The organism is Massilia sp. YIM B02443 (genome assembly GCF_030411955.1).
Taxonomy (GTDB): domain Bacteria; phylum Pseudomonadota; class Gammaproteobacteria; order Burkholderiales; family Burkholderiaceae_D; genus Telluria.
This window is the reverse complement of the sequence record NZ_JASNRA010000006.1, coordinates 1-19,195: the sequence shown is the minus strand read 5'-3', so window position 1 is coordinate 19,195 and position 19,195 is coordinate 1. Positions and strand designations below refer to the sequence as shown.

At 64.8% G+C, this 19,195-nt stretch carries 15 protein-coding genes; 10 read left to right on the top strand and 5 right to left on the bottom strand.

The window, feature by feature from the left end; genetic code table 11:
• Nucleotides 1-2: 2 nt before the first annotated feature.
• Nucleotides 3-374: a hypothetical protein gene (locus QPK27_RS08130; RefSeq protein ID WP_290417718.1), complete on the top strand. Its 372-nt coding sequence runs from the start codon at nucleotides 3-5 to the stop codon at nucleotides 372-374.
• 72 nt (nucleotides 375-446) lie between these two features.
• Here the strand turns inward: QPK27_RS08130 and QPK27_RS08125 are convergent, their stop codons facing one another.
• The 3 genes from QPK27_RS08125 to QPK27_RS08115 all read right to left on the bottom strand — a co-directional run bounded on the left by QPK27_RS08125 (nucleotide 447) and on the right by QPK27_RS08115 (nucleotide 2,265).
• Entirely contained in the window at nucleotides 447-881 is a 435-nt protein-coding gene (locus QPK27_RS08125) for an RcnB family protein (protein WP_290417717.1), read from the bottom strand.
• Nucleotides 882-1,058: 177 nt separating this feature from the next.
• Nucleotides 1,059-1,499 carry an RcnB family protein gene (locus QPK27_RS08120; protein WP_290417716.1) on the bottom strand — a complete coding sequence of 147 codons (441 nt, stop codon included), beginning with the start codon at nucleotides 1,497-1,499 and terminating at the stop codon, nucleotides 1,059-1,061.
• Nucleotides 1,500-1,629: 130 nt separating this feature from the next.
• Nucleotides 1,630-2,265 carry an SAM-dependent methyltransferase gene (locus QPK27_RS08115; protein ID WP_290417715.1) on the bottom strand — a complete coding sequence of 212 codons (636 nt, stop codon included), beginning with the start codon at nucleotides 2,263-2,265 and terminating at the stop codon, nucleotides 1,630-1,632.
• A gap of 173 nt (nucleotides 2,266-2,438) precedes the next feature.
• Between QPK27_RS08115 and QPK27_RS08110 the strand changes: the two genes are divergently transcribed.
• Nucleotides 2,439-3,878 carry a dihydrolipoyl dehydrogenase gene (locus QPK27_RS08110; protein WP_290417714.1) on the top strand — a complete coding sequence of 480 codons (1,440 nt, stop codon included), beginning with the start codon at nucleotides 2,439-2,441 and terminating at the stop codon, nucleotides 3,876-3,878.
• 207 nt (nucleotides 3,879-4,085) lie between these two features.
• On the opposite strand, the gene QPK27_RS08105 is transcribed toward QPK27_RS08110, so the two are convergent.
• The gene (locus QPK27_RS08105) at nucleotides 4,086-4,571 is read right to left on the bottom strand and encodes an SRPBCC family protein (protein WP_290417713.1); all 486 of its coding nucleotides are present in this window, start codon (nucleotides 4,569-4,571) and stop codon (nucleotides 4,086-4,088) included.
• A gap of 250 nt (nucleotides 4,572-4,821) precedes the next feature.
• On the opposite strand from QPK27_RS08105, the gene QPK27_RS08100 reads away from it, so the two are divergent.
• Together QPK27_RS08100 and QPK27_RS08095 are read left to right on the top strand one after the other, a co-directional pair.
• Nucleotides 4,822-6,891, top strand: coding sequence for a UvrD-helicase domain-containing protein (locus QPK27_RS08100; RefSeq protein WP_290417712.1), 2,070 nt, complete (start codon nucleotides 4,822-4,824; stop codon nucleotides 6,889-6,891).
• Nucleotides 6,892-6,927: 36 nt separating this feature from the next.
• Nucleotides 6,928-7,158: a SlyX family protein gene (locus tag QPK27_RS08095; RefSeq protein ID WP_290417711.1), complete on the top strand. Its 231-nt coding sequence runs from the start codon at nucleotides 6,928-6,930 to the stop codon at nucleotides 7,156-7,158.
• Here the strand turns inward: QPK27_RS08095 and QPK27_RS08090 are convergent.
• Nucleotides 7,133-8,443: an FAD-dependent oxidoreductase gene (locus QPK27_RS08090; RefSeq protein WP_290417710.1), complete on the bottom strand. Its 1,311-nt coding sequence runs from the start codon at nucleotides 8,441-8,443 to the stop codon at nucleotides 7,133-7,135. The genes QPK27_RS08095 and QPK27_RS08090 overlap by 26 nt on opposite strands.
• A gap of 247 nt (nucleotides 8,444-8,690) precedes the next feature.
• On the opposite strand from QPK27_RS08090, the gene QPK27_RS08085 reads away from it, so the two are divergent.
• The 6 genes from QPK27_RS08085 (at nucleotide 8,691) to QPK27_RS08060 (ending at nucleotide 18,773) form a co-directional block, all read left to right on the top strand.
• On the top strand, nucleotides 8,691-10,814 hold the full coding sequence (locus QPK27_RS08085) for a M3 family metallopeptidase (RefSeq protein ID WP_290417709.1): 2,124 nt from the start codon (nucleotides 8,691-8,693) through the stop codon (nucleotides 10,812-10,814).
• A gap of 89 nt (nucleotides 10,815-10,903) precedes the next feature.
• On the top strand, nucleotides 10,904-13,027 hold the full coding sequence (locus QPK27_RS08080; RefSeq protein ID WP_290417708.1) for a M3 family metallopeptidase: 2,124 nt from the start codon (nucleotides 10,904-10,906) through the stop codon (nucleotides 13,025-13,027).
• A 76-nt stretch (nucleotides 13,028-13,103) separates the two neighbouring features.
• Entirely contained in the window at nucleotides 13,104-15,242 is a 2,139-nt protein-coding gene (locus QPK27_RS08075; protein ID WP_290417707.1) for a M3 family metallopeptidase, read from the top strand.
• 214 nt (nucleotides 15,243-15,456) lie between these two features.
• Nucleotides 15,457-15,744: a DUF4404 family protein gene (locus QPK27_RS08070; protein ID WP_290417706.1), complete on the top strand. Its 288-nt coding sequence runs from the start codon at nucleotides 15,457-15,459 to the stop codon at nucleotides 15,742-15,744.
• A 169-nt stretch (nucleotides 15,745-15,913) separates the two neighbouring features.
• Entirely contained in the window at nucleotides 15,914-18,142 is a 2,229-nt protein-coding gene (locus QPK27_RS08065) for a YgiQ family radical SAM protein (RefSeq protein ID WP_290417705.1), read from the top strand.
• Between the two features lie 10 nt (nucleotides 18,143-18,152).
• The gene (locus tag QPK27_RS08060; RefSeq protein WP_290417704.1) at nucleotides 18,153-18,773 is read left to right on the top strand and encodes a type 1 glutamine amidotransferase family protein; all 621 of its coding nucleotides are present in this window, start codon (nucleotides 18,153-18,155) and stop codon (nucleotides 18,771-18,773) included.
• The last annotated feature ends 422 nt before the right edge of the window (nucleotides 18,774-19,195 follow it).

The following is a 19,195-nucleotide window of genomic DNA, read 5'->3' as shown; positions in this document are numbered from 1 at the left end:
CGATGCCCCGACTCGAATTGACCGACCACGACCTGATCCTGCATCTGAGCAAGTGGGAGGCGCTGGCCGCCCTGCATCATCCGACCTTGCGCGTGCCGCTGACGCAGGTGCGCGGCGCCACCGAGGACAGCGGTTTCGGCTGGCTGAGCATGGGATGGCGCATGCCCGGAACCCATCTCCCGTTCGTGCTCGCCGCCGGGACGTTCCTGAAAGGCGGCGACCGGCAGTTCGTCTATACGCGCCGCAAGCGCAACACGATCGTGATCGAACTGGCCGGCCACGAATTTGCCCGGCTGGTGATCGGCGTGGAGGATGCGCGGGCGGAGACGGCGCGCATCAATGCCGCGGTGGCGCGTGCGCACAACCAGGCATGAGCAAGGCGTAAAAAACCGCGCCGTCTTGCGAGGGCGCGGTCTTGAATCTGGCCTGCGTGCTTATTGGCTGAATCAGTTGCTGAACAAGACCTGGGCGATCAGGCCGGTGGCGATCGCCGCCAGCACGTAGTCATTGCCGGCGCGCACCCAGTGGTGGCCGCGCGGGGGCGCGCTCAGGTGGCGGGCGCGCCAGTCGCGCACTACATAGCGGTCGTGGCGGTATTCCCTGCTCAGGTGGTGGCCACGACGCAGGTCGTGGCGCGGGCCGGCGCCGCGGTGGTCGTCGTGATGGTAATAGCGCGCGTCGCCATAGTAGTGAGGCTTGGCCTTGCCGCGTGGACCGCCGTGGCGGTCATGGTGACGGTCGCCATGCTTGTAGTGCTTGTCGTGCTTCTCATGCTTGTCGTGCCCGTGACCATGACGATGATCGTCGCGGTCTGCCAGGGCATTGCCGCTGGCTGCCATGCTCAGGGCGATCAATGCCGATGCAATCCAGGTATTTTTCATCTCGTTCTCCTCGTGGTGCGCTGTTGTTTTGCAGTGATGCTATTACACCGCGAATGGCCTTGCCCAGGTGAAGCATTCCGGTAAAGAGTGCTACAAAACATTTCACGTACGAAAAAAAGACGTAAAAAAACCGCGCTTCGGTCGAGGCGCGGTTCTCATGGCTGCCTAGTTGCTTAATTAATTGCTCAGCAAGACCTGGGCGATCAGGCCGGTGGCGATCGCCGCCAGCACGTAGTCGTTGCCGGCGCGGACCCAGTGATGGCCTTTCGGGGGCGCGCTCAGGTGGCGATCGCGCCAGTCGGTGACGACGTAGCGGCTGTCGCGGTATTCCTTGCTCAGGTGCTGGCCGCGGCGCAGGTCGTGGCGCGGGCCGCCGCCGCGCTTGTCGTCGCGGTGGTAGTAGCGCGCGTCGTCGCTGCGGTGGTTGCCGGCCTGGCCGCGCCGGTCGTCGTGGCGGTCGTTGTCCTTGCGGTCATCGCGGCGATCGCTGTCGCGGCGGTCGTCATGCTGCGAATACTGCGCACGGTCGTTGCCATGGTCACCACGCTGGGCGAATGCGTTGCCGCTGGCGGCGACGCTCAAGGCAAGCAGTGCAGATGCGATCACAGTGGTTTTCATGTCGGTTCTCCTGATGGCACGCTGAAATTTGCGATGAGTCCATTACACTGCGAACCGAACTAAACAGGTGCAGCAAGCCGGTAAGGATTGCTACAAAACATTTCATGCGCTGAGCAGTTGCTTCGCCGGCTCAGCGCGGATAGATGAACCCGGTACGGATATCCATCGGCACCAGCTTCTCGCCGTCGCGCACGCTCAGGCGCTGCGGCGGCTCTTCGCCGGCGCGTGCGCGCGCGATCGGATCCAGTCCTTCGCCTTCGCGCAGCGGCTTGTCGCAGCGCTCGTACACGTTCGGGCAGCCGGTGGCTTTCACCAGCGCCTGCATGATCGACACCTTCCACAGGTCGACCCCGGCGGCATTGAACTGGCATACCAGGTAGCCGCCGGCGCCGCCGTAGCTGTGCACCAGGAGGCCCGGCAAGCCATCCTTCTCGCCGTCGACCAGCTGCACCAGCGCCTGCGGATCGGCGCCTTGCCACGCGGCGGCGCGCCGTTCGACGGCCTCGGCGACGCGGCGCTTGATCAACGCATGGTCCACCGGCTCGTCCTCGCGCAGGGTCCAGATCCGGGCCGCGATCTGCGATTTGGCGTTGTAGGCGGCGCGCGCCAAAAACTTGCGCGCCGACGACTGCACGACGGCGGTCGCGCCCTGCTTGCTGCGTTCCTGCGGCTTGCCCTCGACCTTCTCGATGGCCGACTGGTAGATCCACGGGTCGCCGGACAGGATGGCTTTTTCCTTGCCCTGTTTGATGGTGATGATGAGCATGGGGTGCTTTCGTTTTGGGGGACGCGATGATACAGCAAGCGCGGCGCCGCAGGCGCGGGGTGGGCGCGAGGTGGTCACGAGGTGGTCACGAGTGGTCACAAACGCGGCGTGGCCGGATTGTCCGATGCGGGCAAAATAGCGTATCGTCTTGCCAGTCAACTGCGGAGAACAGCATGAAGCAACTGAACGTGGACGTCGCCGTCATCGGCACCGGCACCGCCGGCATGACCGCCTACCGCGCCGCCAGGGCGCAGGGCGCGCGCACGGTGGTGATCGAAAGCGGCCAATACGGCACCACCTGCGCGCGGGTCGGCTGCATGCCGAGCAAGCTCCTGATCGCGGCGGCCGAGGCGGCGCACGTGATGGCGTCGTCGAGCCCGTTCGGCGTGCATGCGGGCGACGTGCGGGTCGACGGCCGCGCCGTGATGGAAAGGGTCAAGCGCGAACGCGACCGTTTCGTCGGATTCGTGCTGGAAGGGGTTGAGTCGATCCCGACCGCCGACCGCCTGCAAGGCCACGCGCGCTTCACCTCGCCGTGCACCCTGCAGGTGGACGATCACACCGAGATCCAGGCCAAACGCATCGTGATCGCCACCGGCTCCACGCCGCTGCGCCTGCCGCAGCTGGAAAACGTCGGCCCCGGCATCGTCACCAGCGACGACGTGTTCTATTGGGACGAGCTGCCACGTTCGGTGGCCGTGATCGGCACCGGCGTGATCGGCCTCGAGCTGGGCCAGGCTCTGAGCCGGCTCGGCGTGCGCGTGCGGTTCCATGCGCGCGGCGGCAGCATCGCCAACATCACCGATCCCGAAGTGCTGCGCTGCGCCGCCCGGGTGCTGGGCGAGGAGCTCGACATCGCATTCCAGACCCAGGTCATCAGGGCCGAGCAGGATGGCGACGAGGTGGTGCTGCACACCCGCGACGCGCTGGGCAAGGACAACAGCGAACGCTTCCAGTTCGTGCTGATGGCGGCCGGGCGCACGCCCAACGTGCACGACCTGGGACTGGAGCACAGCGGCCTGGAACGCGGGCCGGACGGGATTCCCCTGTTCGATACCCGCACCATGCAGTGCGGCACCAGCAACGTCTTCATCGCCGGCGACGCCAACAACGAGCGCGCGCTGCTGCACGACGCCGCCGACCACGGCAAGATCGCCGGCGACAACGCGGGGCGCTTCCCGGACGTGCGTCCCGGTCTGCGGCGCACCCCGATCGCGGTCGCCTTCACCGAGCCGAACATCGCCACGCTGGGCAAGAACTGGCGCACGCTATGCGCCGGCGGCCAGCGCAAGTTCGCGGTCGGTAGCGTGTCGTTCGCCAACCAGGGGCGCAGCCGCGTGATGTTGCAGAACAAGGGGATGCTGCGCGTGTACGCGGAGTACGGCACCCGCCTGTTCCTGGGCGCCGAGATGATCGCGCCGCGCGCCGAGCACCTGGCGCACCTGCTGGCGTGGGCCTGTCAGATGCGGCTGACGGTGGAACAGATGCTCGACATGCCGTTCTACCATCCGGTGATCGAGGAGGGCGTGCGCACCGCACTGCGCGACCTCGCCGCCAACCTGTCGAAAGGCGAGAGCGAGACGGTGGTCGAGGATACCGAGCCGGGGACTTGACGAGCGCGGCGGGGCGGTGATGCCGGATGCGTCACGGTCGTAGGGGTGGCCCAGGCGGCCCCGCGCTCCGCCGCCGACGCGGTGATTGTTATCGTCTCCGGGATCGTGCCGGATGATCTGGCGGCCAACCACCACCGCGTCGGCGGCAGAGCCGCCAACCCTACGGTGTTATTCGGCCATAGGGCAGGACCTGCGGCAGATTCAGGTTCAATTCAGCAGGCTGTCGTCCAGCTTGCCCTCGGCCGCCATCTGGCGCAGGATGCGCACCGTGTCGGTGTCGGCTTCCTGGTAGGCCGACTTCTTGAATTCGTCGTACATCGCGTTGGCTTCGTCGACGTGCTCGCCCTGGCCGTCGTCGTAGCAGAAGCGCACGAACAGCATGGCGTTGGTCGGCGCTTCGATGATCATGCGCAGGTTCGAGGCCGCGATCTCGCCCTGGGCCGGCACGTCGTAGCGCACTTCCTGCAGCGGGGTCAGATAGACCTGGTCTTCGATCACCAGGTCGCCGAAGCTCAGGCGGCGCTTGAGGCTGCCGGCGTCGCGTTCCAGGATCTCGCACTGGTCCAGGTGCGGAATGAAGGCGGTTGGCTGCTCGGCGCGCAGCACCAGGCCGCGCCACAGCTGCTCGCGGGTGAGGGTGTCGATCAGCGGGTTCATCGGATCGTTGACGGCGACGAGGTGTTCGAATTTCATGGGCAGGTATCCGGAAAAATGGGGCGCCGCGCCGCGGTCCATGCGGCGCGCAAAGGACGCATGGTACTCGATTGCGTGTCCCGACGCAGGACGTTCCCGGCATGTGCCGGGCTCGTCTGACAGGCACCAGATGGGGTTGCAAAACGGTGTTGCAAGCCACTGTTGCAATCCGGTCGCGGCGGCGCGCGGCGTCGCCCGCTGAGTGCGCTGGATTGTTACAATCCTCGTCTATCCCACAGAAAACTTTCCCATGTCCAATGCACCCAAGTTCGGCCTCAACGGGCCGCAGAGCGAAGCCGCGCTGTATCTGGACGGCCCTTGCCTGGTGCTGGCCGGCGCCGGTTCGGGCAAGACGCGCGTGATCACGCAAAAAATCGCCTACATGATCGAGCATTGCGGCTACGATCCGCGCACCATTGCCGCCCTGACCTTCACCAACAAGGCGGCGCTCGAGATGCAGGAGCGTATCGGCAAGCTGCTCAAGCAGCCCAAGCAGGCCAAGCAATTGACCGTGTCCACCTTCCACTCGCTGGGCGTCAAGATCCTGCGCCAGGAAGCGGCCGGCGTCGGCCTCAAGGACAAGTTCTCGATCATGGACAGCGACGACTGCTACACCATCGTCTCGAGCCTGGCGCTGACCACCGATAAACAGGAAGTGCGCGCCATCCAGAACGCGATCTCGCTGTGGAAGAACGGCCTGGTCGACCCGGAGGACGCGATCAAGGCCGCGCGCGACGAGGACGAAGCGATGGCCGGGCGCGTCTACCGCAGCTACGTGGCCACGCTGCAGGCCTACCAGGCGGTCGACTTCGACGACCTGATCCGCCTGCCGGTGGAACTGTTCCGAAACAACGAGCCGATCCGCGACCGCTGGCAGCGCCGCCTGCGCTACCTGCTGATGGACGAGTACCAGGACACCAACACCTGCCAGTACGAACTGGTCAAACTGCTGGTGACGGGCCTGGGCAAGAAGCCGATGTTCACGGCGGTGGGCGACGACGACCAGGCGATCTACGCCTGGCGCGGCGCCTCGGTCGAGAACCTGAAAACGCTGCAGACCGACTTCCCCGACCTGCGCGTGATCAAGCTGGAACAGAACTACCGCTCCACCACCCGCATCCTGCAGGCGGCCAACGCGGTGATCGGCAACAACCCGAAGCTGTTCGAGAAGTCGCTGTGGTCCGAGCACGGCCTGGGCGAGCCGATCAAGGTGCTGGGCATGCAGAACGACGACCAGGAAGCCGACCAGGTGGCGATCATGATCTCGGCCGACCATTTCCAGCGCAAGAACAAGTGGACCGACTACGCGATCCTGTACCGCGGCAACCACCAGGCGCGCGTGATCGAGCAGGCGCTGCGCAAGGAACGCATCCCGTACACCATGTCCGGTGGCCAGAGCTTTTTTGACAAGGCCGAGATCAAGGACATCATCGCCTACCTGCGCCTGATCGCCAACCAGGACGACGACCCGGCCTTCATCCGGGCCGTCACCACCCCCAAGCGCGGGGTCGGCATGGCCACATTGGAAGTGCTGGGCGAATTTTCCAAGCAGTGGAATTGCTCGCTGTTCGAAGCGGCGAGGAAGGGCGGCATCGAAGCCAAGCTGGCCGATCGCCAGCTGGGGCCGCTGCGCGACTTCTGCCACTTCATCGCCGAGCTGGAAGACCGCGCCACCCGTCCCGGCCCGTCGGGCAGCGGCGACCATGCGGCCGAGGTGCTGGACGACATGATGAAGGAGATGAACTACGAGCACTATTTGTACGAAAACTTCGACGACCGCGCGGCCCAGTCCAAGTGGCAGAACGTGCTCGAATTCACCAACTGGCTGAAGGACCGCGGCCGTGGCGGACGCGACCGCGATGGCGAAGAAAAGAATTTGCTGGAACTGACCCAGATGGTGGCCCTGATGTCGATGCTCGAAGGCCAGGACGAAGAGCAGGACGCGGTGCGCATGTCGACCCTCCACGCCTCGAAAGGGCTGGAGTATCCCCACGTGTTCCTGGTCGGGGTGGAAGAGGGGATCCTGCCGCACAAGGGCGATCCGGACGCGTCGGTCGAGACGATCGCGGCGCGCATCCAGGAAGAGCGGCGCCTGATGTACGTCGGCATCACGCGCGCCCAGCGCACCCTACACGTGAGCTGGTGCAAGCGGCGCAAGCGTGCAGGCGAGCTGGTCAATTGCGACCCGTCGCGCTTCATCAAGGAAATGGCGCTGGACGTGGGCGATGCGGCGCCGATGGAAAGCGAAGTGCTGAGCCCGAAGGAAAGATTGGCGAACTTGAAAGCGTTACTGGCAACGCCGAAGCCGATCGTGAACTGAGAGGACTTGCCCGAACTGCAATGCAAGGCTGGCATAATGCCGGCTTTGCAGCCGGAGTTCGCCGTGGACCAGGAAGACCGTTTCATCAATCTCGAGATCAAGCTCGCCCAGCAGGAAGACCTGCTCGACGAGATGAACAAGACCATCTACCGCCAGGAACGCCGCATCGACCAGCTGGAAGCCATGCTGACCAAGATGGCCGACCACGTGCGCACCCTGCGCGACGCCGGCCAGGCGCCGCTCAACGAACCGCCACCGCATTATTGAGATGCTGCCCCAGCCGCTTGCCCAGGCATAGCAGCGTCAGAGTCGGCGGCAAGCCCCACGGTCCCGGAATCACCGAGGCGTCGCACACGAACAATCCCGGTGCGGACGTCTGCAGATCCGCATCCACGCCCGCCCCCGCATTCGCCCCGATAGGCACGCTGCCGCCCGGATGCGCGGCGAAATGCCAGCTCCTGAACACGTGATGCGCTCCGGCTTGCGCCAGAATCGCGCGCGCCATCTGTTCTCCCTGTTGCAAACGCCCACGATCGGCGTCGGTCAGCCGCTTGTCGGCCCAGCGCGGCCCGATCCGTCCGCCGATCCCGTCGCGTATCTTGACCATGATGCTCAGCGTGCGCCGGTGCGCCAACAGGCGGTCCACGCGCCCGACCTGGGCCGCAAACGCCTGGTACATCGGACGCGGCAAGGTCAGATCGGCCAGCGCGATGCCGGCCTGCGCATCGTGCATGCCGGCCGCCATCGGCACCTCGGCGCCGCCGTCGACATCGTCCACCGTCCCCATCACCGCCACCACCGGATCGCTGAAGAACGGCGCATGGCGCGGCGCCAGCTTCGACGCGTGCAGGATGCGCGGGCTGCCCACGCCGCCGCCGGCCAGCACCACCAGCGGCGCCTGGACCGTCTGCAGGCGCCGCTGGTGCATCACTTCCACGCCGGCCGCGCGGCCGTCCTGCAGCAGCACCCGCGTGACGCGGCTGTTCGCCTGCAGCTGCGCGCCATGGCGCACTGCCTCATCGACGAATTCGCGCGCGCTCCACTTGGCGCCGAACGGGCAGCCATAGGCGCAGCGCCAGCAGCCGCTGCGGCATAGCGCGGGGCGGATCATCTTGTCCAGCTTGCGCCAATCGAGGCCGATGGCGCGCGCCGCCTGGCCGATGCGGGTCGCCAGCGGGCCGACCAGATTGTCGGGCAGGGGCGCCATCGGCAACTCGGCGCGCAATGCGGCCAGTGCCGGATCGAGGTCGATGCCGAATGCCTTGAACAGCGCGCGCGGCGGCGGCGCCGCGGTGGCGAAGTTCACGGCCGAACTGCCGCCGAGCGTGGCCCCGCCCACCAGCAGCGACGCATCGCGGTGGATGAAGGCGGCACGTCCCGGCACCGCCGCCATGGTCGCCATCTGCCCCAGGGTGCCGGTGAGCGGCGCGGCGCCACCCTGTTCCAGGATCAGTACCCGGCGGCCGGCACGCGCCAGTTCGCGCGCCACACTGGCGCCACCGGGGCCGGTGCCGACCACGATGGCATCAAAACAGGTAGGAGAAGAGGTCATGTGAGAGCAGGGGAACGCATGGCGGCCGATGCTAGCACAGGCGCCTCGCAAGGGCGGGATGCAGACCATTTATCGCATGCATATTCGTCCTTACGGTCGTCAATACCGCCGTCAATACAGGCCCGCCAGGCTGTTACATTGGATACTTTTTAATTGTGTCGAGATAACTGCAAGCCTGCTATGATCTTTCGCGCAAGGCTGCCGAGCTAGCCCGGCAGCGCCCTTCCCAGTGTTCGCGAAAGATCCCATGTACCGTCCACAACTGCTCATCGTTGCCGCCGCCGTCGCGCTGGCGCATGCACCCGCCATGGCAGCTCCTGCCCTCGACGCATCCAACCCCTTCGCCAAGCCCAGCAGCCTGCCGCTGAACTACCCGGCCTTCGACAAGATCAAGGATGCCCACTTCCTGCCAGCTTTCAACGCCGGCATGCGCGAGCACCTGCGCGAAGTCGAAGCCATCGCCAACGACAAGGCCGCACCGACCTTTGACAACACCATCGTGGCGCTGGAACGTTCGGGCCAGCTGCTGTCGCGCGTGAACGCGACCTTCTCCAACCTGCATGGCGCCAACACCAACGACACGCTGGACGCGGTCGACCGCGAGATGTCGCCGAAGCTGGCCGCGCACGACGACGCGATCCACCTGAACCCGAAGCTGTTCGCGCGCGTGAAGACGCTGCACGACAAGCGCGCCTCGCTTGGCCTGGACGCCGAATCGACCTTCCTGCTCGAGCGCTACTACAAAGAATTCGTGCGCGCCGGCGCCAACTTATCAAGCGCCGACCAGAAGAAGCTGAAGGCCTACAACGGCGAGATCGCCTCGCTGCAGTCCGACTTCACCCAGCGCGTGCTGAAAGGCGTCAACGCCAGCGCGCTGGTGGTCGACACCCGCGCCGAACTGGAAGGCATGAGCGACGCCGAGATCCACACCGCCGCCGAAGAAGCCGAGAAGCGTGGCCTGAAGGGCAAGTTCGTGATCCCGCTGGTGAACACCTCGAGCCAGCCGGCCCTGTCGACGCTGAAGCACCGCGCCACGCGCGAGCGCCTGTTGAAGGCGTCGCTGCAGCGCGGCGCCACCGGCGGCGAATTCGACACCCGCCAGCTGGTGCTGCGCCTGGCCAAGCTGCGCGCCGAACGCGCCGTGCTGCTCGGCTACCCGAACTTCGCGGCCTATTCGCAGGAACTGGAAACCGCGCGCAACCCGGCCGCCGTCAACAAACTGCTGGGCGACCTGGCCAAGCCGGCCGTCACCAACGCGCAGAAGGAAGCGGCCGACATCCAGAAGGTGATCGACGCCGAAAAAGGCAACTTCAAGGCCGCGGCGTATGACTGGCCAATGTACCAGGACAAGGTGCGCGCCCAGCGTTACAACTTCGACGAGAACCAGCTGCGCCCGTACTTCGAGATGAACCGCGTGCTGGTCGACGGCGTGTTCTTCGCCGCCACCAGGGAATACGGCATCACCTTCAAGGAACGCAAGGACCTGCCGGTGTACAACCCGGACGTGCGCACCTTCGACGTGTTCGACGTCGACGGCAAGCAGCTGGCGATCTTCATCTTCGACCCCTACGCACGCGGCAACAAGCAGGGCGGCGCCTGGATGAACGAATACGTGTCGCAGTCGCACCTGCTCGGCCTGCGCCCGGTGATCGGCAACCACCTGAACATTCCGAAGCCGCCCGCCGGCCAGCCGACGCTGCTGACCTACGACGAAGTGGTGACTGCCTTCCACGAGTTCGGCCACGCGCTGCACGGCATGTTCTCGGATGTGAAATACCCGCACTTCTCGGGCACCAACGTGCCGCGCGACTTCGTCGAGTATCCGTCGCAGGTCAACGAGATGTGGGTCACCTGGCCCGAGGTGCTGGCAAACTACGCCAAGCATCACCAGACCGGCGCGCCGATGCCGAAGGAATTGCTGGATAAAGTGGTGGCGTCGAAGAAGTTCGACCAGGGCTACAAGACCACCGAATACCTGGCCGCGGCGCTGCTCGACCAGCGCTGGCACCAGCTCGCGCCGAACCAGATCCCCACCGACGTTCTCGCCTTTGAAGCGAAAGCGCTGAAGGACGCCGGCGTCGACTACGCGCTGGTGCCGCCGCGCTACCGCACGACGTACTTCTCGCACTCGATGGGCGGCGGCTATTCGGCCGGCTACTACGCCTACCTGTGGAGCGAGCGCCTGGACGCCGACACCGTACAGTGGTTCACGAATAACGGTGGCCTGAGCCGCAAGAACGGCGACCACTTCCGCAAGACGCTGCTGTCGCGCGGCGGCACCGCCGAAGCGATGGACCTGTTCCAGAACTTCCGCGGCCGCGGTCCGGTGATCGAGCCGCTGCTGGAGCGCCGCGGCCTGACCGGTAACTGATTGCTGTATGCGCCCCCTGTCGTCATGAGCGACAGGGGGCGTTTCGTTTGAGTTTGAAATACCTTCCACCACAACGCACAAGAGACTCCATGAACCGTCCACCACTGCTGCTGATCGCAGCCAGCGTCGCCCTCGCCACCATGTCGATTTCCCAACCAGCAGCAGCGGCTCTCGCAGCCTCGAACCCGTTCGCCAAGCCGAGCACCCTGCAGTACGGCTACCCGGCCTTCGACAAGATCAAGAACGAGCACTTCGCCCCGGCTTTCGCCGAAGGCATGCGCGAACAGGCGCAGGAGATCGTCAAGATCGCCGACAACAAGGCGGCGCCGACGTTCGAGAACACGATCGTGGCGATGGAGCGCTCGGGCCAGCTGCTGGGCCGCGTGCGCGCGGTGTTCTACACCCTGGTCGGTTCTTACACCAATGACAGCCTGCAGGCGCTGGACAAGCAGCTGGCGCCGCAGTTCGCGGCCCACGGCGACGCGATCCGCCTGAACCCGAAGCTGTTCGCGCGCATCAAGACCCTGCACGACAAGCGCGACGCGCTCGGCCTGGACGCCGAATCGAAATTCCTGCTGGAGCGCTACTACAAGGACTTCGTGCGCTCGGGCGCCAACCTGTCGGATGCCGACAAGGTCAAGCTGAAGCAGTACAACAGCCAACTGGCCGCGCTGCAGACCCAGTTCAGCCAGAACGTGCTGAAGGAAGTGAACGCCTCGGCCTTCGTGGTCGACACCCGCGAAGAACTGGCCGGCCTGTCGGACAAGGCGATCGACGCCGCCGCCGTGGAAGCCAAGAAGCGCGGCCTGGACGGCAAGTTCGTGATCCCGGTGACCAACACCACCCAGCAGGCGCCGCTGGCGCAGCTGACCGTGCGCGGCACCCGCGAAAAGCTGCTCACCACCTCGATGATCCGCGGCACCCGCGGCAACGAATTCGACAACCGCAACGTGGTGCTGCAGCTGGCCAAGCTGCGCGCCGAACGCGCCGAGCTGCTGGGCTACGAGAACTACGCCGCCTACTCGCTGGAAGACCAGACCGCGAAGGATACCGCCTCGGTCAACAAGCTGCTGGGCGACCTGACCGCGCCGGCCGTGCGCAATGCGAAGAAAGAAGCCGCCGAGATCCAGCAGGTGATCGACGCCGAAAAAGGCGGCTTCCAGGTTGCGGCCCAGGACTGGAGCCTGTACAGCGACAAGGTGCGCACCGCCAAGTACGCGTTCGACGCCAACCAGTTGAAACCTTACTTCGAATTCAACAACGTGCTGGAGAAGGGCGCCTTCTTCGCCGCCACCAAACTGTGGGGCATCACCTTCAAGCAGCGCACCGACCTGCCGACCTACGACGCCGACGTGCGCGTGTACGACGTGTTCGAAGAGAACGGCAGCCACCTGGCGATCTTCGTGGTCGACCCGTATGCGCGTCCGAACAAGCGCGGCGGCGCCTGGATGAGCTCCCTGGTCGACCAGAGCACGCTGCTGGACAAGAAGCCGGTCATCACCAACAACCTGAACCTGGTCAAGCCGGCCGCCGGCGAGCCGACCCTGCTGACCTGGGACGAAGTGCGCACCACCTTCCACGAATTCGGCCACGCCACCCACGGCTGGTTCTCGAAGGTGAAGTACCCGCGCTTCTCGGGCACCAGCGTGCCGCGCGACTACGTCGAGCTGCCGTCGCAGGTCTATGAAATGTGGATGGCCTGGCCGGAAGTGATGGCCAGCTACGCCAAGCATTACCAGACCGGCGCCGCGATGCCGAAAGAACTGCTGGAGAAGCTGCGCGCGGCCCAGCGCTTCAACGAAGGGTACCGCACCACCGAATACCTGGCCGCCGCCGTGATCGACCAGCGCTGGCACCAGCTGGGTTCAAAACAAATCCCGACTGACGTGGTGGCGTTCGAGCAGCAGGCGCTGAAGGATGCCGGCCTGAATTTCGCACCGGTGCCGCCGCGCTACCGCAGCACCTACTTCTCGCACGCCATGGGCGGCGGCTACTCGGCCGGCTACTACAGCTACCTGTGGGCCGAGCGCCTGGACGCCGACGCCGGCGAGTGGTTCAAGGAAAACGGCGGCCTGCTGCGCAAGAACGGCGACCGCTTCCGCCAGATGGTGCTGTCGAAAGGCGGCACCCAGGATGCGGTCGAGATGTACCGCGCCTTCCGCGGACGTGATCCGGTCATCGAGCCGCTGCTCGAGCGCCGTGGCCTGAACTGATTCGTTTCAACGATGGGGAGGGCGGTTCGCCGCTCTCCCCGGCAGTACCCTTTTTCACAAACCAGAGCAAGAGACCATGAACCGTCCTCACATCATGCTGGTCGCCGCCGCGAGCGTCGCCGTCGCCAATATCGCCATCGCCGCCCCGACCGCACCGGGCAACAAGCTGGAAGCGTCGAACCCGTTCGCGCGCGAGAGCTCGCTGCCGTTCAACTACCCGGCCTGGGACAAGATCCGCAACGAGCACTTCGCCCCGGCCTACGCCGAAGGCATGCGCCAGCAGGCCGCCGAGATGGAAGCGATCGCCAACAACAAGGCCGCGCCAACCTTCGACAACACCATCGTCGCGATGGAAAAGAGCGGCCGCCTCCTGAATCGCGTGAGCGGCGCCTTCGGCACCCTGTCCGGTTCCTACACCAATGACACCCTGATCGCGCTGGGCAAGGAAATGGCGCCCAAGCTGTCGCAGCACGGCGACGCGATCCGCCTGAACGACAAGCTGTTCAAGCGCATCGAGACCCTGTACAACAAGCGCGCCAGCCTGAAGCTGGACGCCGAATCGACCTATCTGCTGGAACGCTACTACGACGACTTCGTGCGCGCCGGCGCCAAACTGTCCGCCGCCGACAAGGCCAAACTGAAGGACTTCAACAGCCAGCTGGCCGCGCTGCAGACCCAGTTCGCCCAGAACGTGCTGAAGGAATCGAATGCTTCGGCGCTGGTGGTCGACAGCCGCGCCGAACTGGCCGGCATGAGCGACAAGGCGATCGACGCCGCCGCCGTCGAAGCCAAGAAACGTGGCCTGGACGGCAAGTTCGTGATCCCGGTCGTGAACACCACCCAGCAAGCCAGCCTGGCAGTGCTGACCAATCGCACCACGCGCGAAAAACTGCTGGCCGCCTCGATGGCGCGCGGCAGCCGCGGTGGCGAGTTCGACAACCGCGACGTGGTGCTGAAGATCGTCAAGCTGCGCGCCGAACGCGCCCAGCTGCTGGGTCATCCGAACTTCGCTTCGTACCACCTGGAAGACCAGACCGCGCAGACCACCACCGCCGTCAACAGCCTGCTGGCTGAACTGGCCAAGCCAGCGGTGAACAACGCGCGCAAGGAAGCGGCCGAGATCCAGAAGATGATCGACGCCGAGAAAGGTGGCTTCCAGGCCGCCGCCCACGACTGGGCCTTCTACAGCGACAAGGTGCGCGCCCAGCGCTACGCTTTTGATGCCGGCCAGCTGCGTCCATACTTCGAACTGAACCGCGTGCTGATCGACGGCGTGTTCTTCGCAGCGACCAAGGAATACGGCATCACCTTCAAGGAACGCAAGGACCTGCCGGGCTACAACGAAGACGTGCGCATGTTCGACGTGTTCGACGTCGACGGCAAGCAGCTGGCGATCTTCACCTTCGACCCGTACGCGCGCTCGAACAAGCGCGGCGGCGCCTGGGCCAACGCCTGGGTGGCGCAAAGCTCGCTGCTGGGCACGAAGCCGGTCATCGCCAACAACCTGAACATTCCGAAACCGGCCGCCGGGGAGCCGACCCTGCTTACCTACGACGAAGTGCGCACCACCTTCCACGAATTCGGCCACGCGCTGCACGGCATGTTCTCGGACGTGAAGTACCCGCGCTTCTCGGGCTCGCGCGTGCCGCGCGACTACGTCGAGTTCCCGTCGCAGGTGAACGAGATGTGGATGGCATGGCCTGAAGTGCTGGCCAACTACGCCAAGCACTACGAGACCGGCGCGCCGATGCCGAAAGAGCTGCTCGATAAAGTGCAGGCCTCGCAGCAGTTCAACGAAGGCTTCCGCACCACCGAGTACCTGGCCGCGGCGCTGCTGGACCAGGCCTGGCACCAGCTGACCCCGCAGCAGATCCCGACCGACGTGCTGGCGTTCGAGGCTGAAGCGCTCAAAAAGGCCGGCGTCGACTTCGCCCTGGTGCCGCCGCGCTACCGCACCACCTACTTCTCGCACACCTTCGCGGGCGGCTACTCGGCCGGCTACTACGGCTACCTGTGGGCCGAGAAGCTGGACGCGGACACCGTCAACTGGTTCAAGGAGAATGGTGGCCTGACCCGCAAGAACGGCGATCACTTCCGCAAGACCCTGCTGTCGCGCGGCGGTACGCTGGATGCGATGCAGATGTATCGTAACTTCCGCGGCAAGGATGCGGTGATCCAGCCGCTGCTGGAGCGTCGTGGTCTGACCGGCAACTGACCGATGCCAGGACCGGTCGTGGTGAGATGACTGGTACGTATCACTGCGTCGGCGGGGAACCCGCCAACCCTACCCGTTTATCGTAGGGTTGGCGGGTTCCCCGCCGACGCGTTCAACCCGCTCCCGCTTCCCCGCGCACTGCCCAGAACAGCCGTGTTCTACCTTCCTCCCCCCATGTCGTACAATCAAATCGACCCACCACCGGAGGAAAACGATGCAACCCGAACAAGATGCCGACCTGAAGGCCCGCCTCAAAGCCCTGCACCGTCACCTGCAGGAAACCGGCGGCGAAACCGACGCCGAACTCGAAATGCTGCTGCGCCAGCTCGACGGCGATATCGAGAAGGTCCTGGAGCGCCGCGCGCAAGCCCAGCTCGACGACAACACCTATGGCCTGGGCTCGCGCTCGCAGGAACTGGCCGCCCGCTTCGCCGCCCGCCACCCGCGCGTCGAGTCCGGTTTGCGTGAACTTGGCAATATCCTCTCGAACATGGGCATCTAAGCCAGTCGGGAAATAGCCACAAGTCATTGATAGTTAAGCCATTTTCTGGGGGCGGCGATGCTGCGAAAATGGTTTTCCGGTACAATGCCGGCCAATGAACTCCCCCACCAATCTCTTCGCGAGCGTTCCCAAGCGCTCTAGCCGCGCTGCTACTGCGCCTTTCCTGCCGATGTCCCGCGCCGAGATGGACGCGCTCGGCTGGGATTCGTGCGACATCATCCTGATCACCGGCGACGCCTATATCGACCACCCCAGCTTCGGCATGGCGCTGGTTGGCCGCCTGCTGGAAGCGCAGGGCTACCGGGTCGGCATCATCAGCCAGCCGGACTGGACGTCGGTGGAGCCGTTCCGCGCGCTGGGCAAGCCGAACCTGTATTGGGGGATCACCGCCGGCAATATGGACTCGATGGTCAACCGCTACACGGCCGACCGCAAGATCCGTTCCGACGACGCCTATACGCCCGACGCCGCGCCCAATAAACGCCCAGACCGCGCCGTGACCGTGTACTGCCAGCGCGCCCGCGAAGCGTTCCCGGGCGTGCCGGTAATCGCCGGCAGCATCGAAGCCTCGCTGCGCCGCATCGCCCATTACGATTACTGGTCGGATAAAGTGCGCCGCTCGGTGCTGTTCGAATCGAAGGCCGACCTGGTCATCTTCGGCAATGCCGAGCGCGCGCTGGTCGACGTCACGCGCCGCATCGCCGCGGGCGAGAACATCAAGGACATCCGCGACCTGCGCGGCACCGCTTTCCTGGTGCCGCAGGGCTGGCTGCCGGACGAAGAGTGGTCGGTGCACAATTCCACCCGCGTGGACGTGCCGGGCCGCATCGACAAGCAGCCGAACCCGTACGCGATGGCGCTGGAAGACCCGAAAGCCTGCGCGCTGGACAATGCCGCACCGGAACCGGTGGCCAAACCGGTGGTCATCATGACGCGCGAGCAGCGTCAGGCGGCCGCGCGCGAAAAGGCGGCCAAGACCGTGGTGCGCCTGCCGAGTTTTGAGACCGTCAGCGAAGACCCGGTGATGTATGCGCACGCGTCGCGCGTATTCCACTTGGAATCGAACCCGGGCAATGCGCGCGCGCTGGTGCAGGCGCACGGCGACCGCGACGTCTGGCTCAATCCGCCACCGCTGCCGCTGGCCATGGACGAGATGGACAACGTCTACGACCTGAACTATGCGCGGGCGCCGCATCCGAGCTACGGCAAGGCGCATATCCCGGCCTGGGAAATGATCCGCTATTCGGTCAACATCATGCGCGGCTGCTTCGGCGGCTGCACCTTCTGCTCGATCACCGAGCACGAAGGCCGCATCATCCAGAGCCGCTCGGAGCCGTCGATCCTGCGCGAGATCGAGCTGATCCGCGACACGACCAAGAACTTCGCCGGCACCATCACCGACCTCGGCGGCCCGACCGCGAACATGTACCGCCTGGCGTGCAAAGAGAAGAAGATCGAGGAGAGCTGCCGCCGTTTGTCGTGCGTGTATCCGACCATCTGCAGCAATCTGGGTACCGACCACAGCAAGCTGATCTCGCTGTACCGCAAGGCGCGCGCGATCCCCGGCATCAAGAAGATCCTGATCGGTTCCGGCCTGCGCTACGACCTGGCGGTGCGTTCGCCCGAGTACGTCAAGGAACTGGTGACCCACCACGTGGGCGGCCTGCTGAAGATCGCGCCGGAGCACACCGAGCAGGGCACATTGTCGAAGATGATGAAGCCGGGCATCGGCGCGTATGACGAGTTCAAGCGCATGTTCGAGAAGTTCTCGCTGGAAGCGGGCAAGAAGCAGTACCTGATTCCGTATTTCATCGCGGCGCACCCGGGCTGTACCGACGAGGACATGCTGAACCTGGCCCTGTGGCTGAAGAAGAACAACTTCAAGCTCGACCAGGTGCAGACATTCACGCCGACGCCGATGGCGATGGCGACCACCATGTATCACTCGCGCAAGAACCCGCTGGCCAAGGTCACCGAGGATTCGGAAGTCGTCGAAACCGCGCGCAGCGGCAAGGTGCGCAAGGCGCACAAGGCTTTCCTGCGCTATCACGATCCGGCCAACTGGCCGATCCTGCGCGAGACGCTGACCAAGATGGGCCGTGGCGATCTGATCGGCAATGGCGAGCGGCATTTAATTCCGGCATGGCATCCGTCGGAAGAGACCGGCCAGCCGGTGGGCGAGCGCAAGCGCGTGGTGCCGGGCAATGTGCCGATGTCGGAGCGCGAGACTGCCAAGCGCGGTCCGGCAGGTCCGCGTCCCGGTGTGCGTGGCGCTGGTGGCCGTGCCGATCGCGCGCCGGCTGCGCCGGCCGCATCGACCGCGGCGCGTCCGTCGATCCTGGCCACCATCAAGACCAAGCCGAAGCTGGAGGCCAAGCAGAAGTCCGGCCGCCGCTGATCGCCGTCGCATGAACGTCTATCTGGCTGTTGTCGAGTCGCTGGCGGACTGGGAGGTCGGCTATCTCATGGCCGAGCTGAACAGCCGCCGGTACTTCGCCGATCCGACCGCGGACTGCAATCTGCTGAAGGTTGGCATTACCAGGGATGAGGTTCGCAGCATGGGCGGCGTGGTCTACACGCCGGACCTGGCCTTCGATGCGATCGAACTGAAGCAGGGCGACGTACTGGTGCTGCCAGGGTCGAACATGTGGGACCAGCCGCAGACCCGTCCGGTACTGGAGCTGGCGCGCGACGCGCTGGATCGCGGGCATCGGGTTGCCGCCATTTGCGGCGCCACGGTTGGCCTGGCCAATGTTGGCGCTCTGAATACGCGGCGCCATACTAGTAACGATCTTGGCTTCCTGAAGCAGTCCAGTCCGGAGTACCGGGGCGAAACCTGGTACCGCAAGGAACCGGCGGTACGCGGCGACAACCTGATCACCGCCAGCGGATTGGCGCCGCTCGAGTTCTCTTATGAAGTATTGAAGATGCTGAAGGTCTGGCGTCCGGAAACGGCCAAGGCATGGTTCCGCTTGCATAAGACAAGACAAGAGCGCTGGTATCACGAGCTGGTCGCGTCGATGTCGTAAAAAACGACAGAAACAGGCCTTGCGGGCGCGTGACAGGGTGGCTATAATCTCGCCTCTCCAACGCAAACGCCGTCTTATAGATGAGCGAAGCGAAGGGAAAAAGGGAGTTGACGAGATCGTAGTAAAGCTTCATAATCTCTCTTCTCTGCTGCTGACGAACACAACGATTCGCAACATAGCAGCAAGTGCAGTACCGAACCCTCGGCGGGAGCCGCGTTCTTTAAAAATTAACAGTCGATAAGTGTGGGCGTTTGATGAAGGTGCCGGCTGACTTGTTCAGCCGCATACTTAAATTATCAAATGTTCACAAAAAGTATTAACGTTGCTTCAGAAATGAAGTGACGGTCAGTATTTTGAGTGAGCGACCCGGCAGCAATGCCGGTGACTCGAAAGAGTCAACAAACAGAGATTAAACTGAAGAG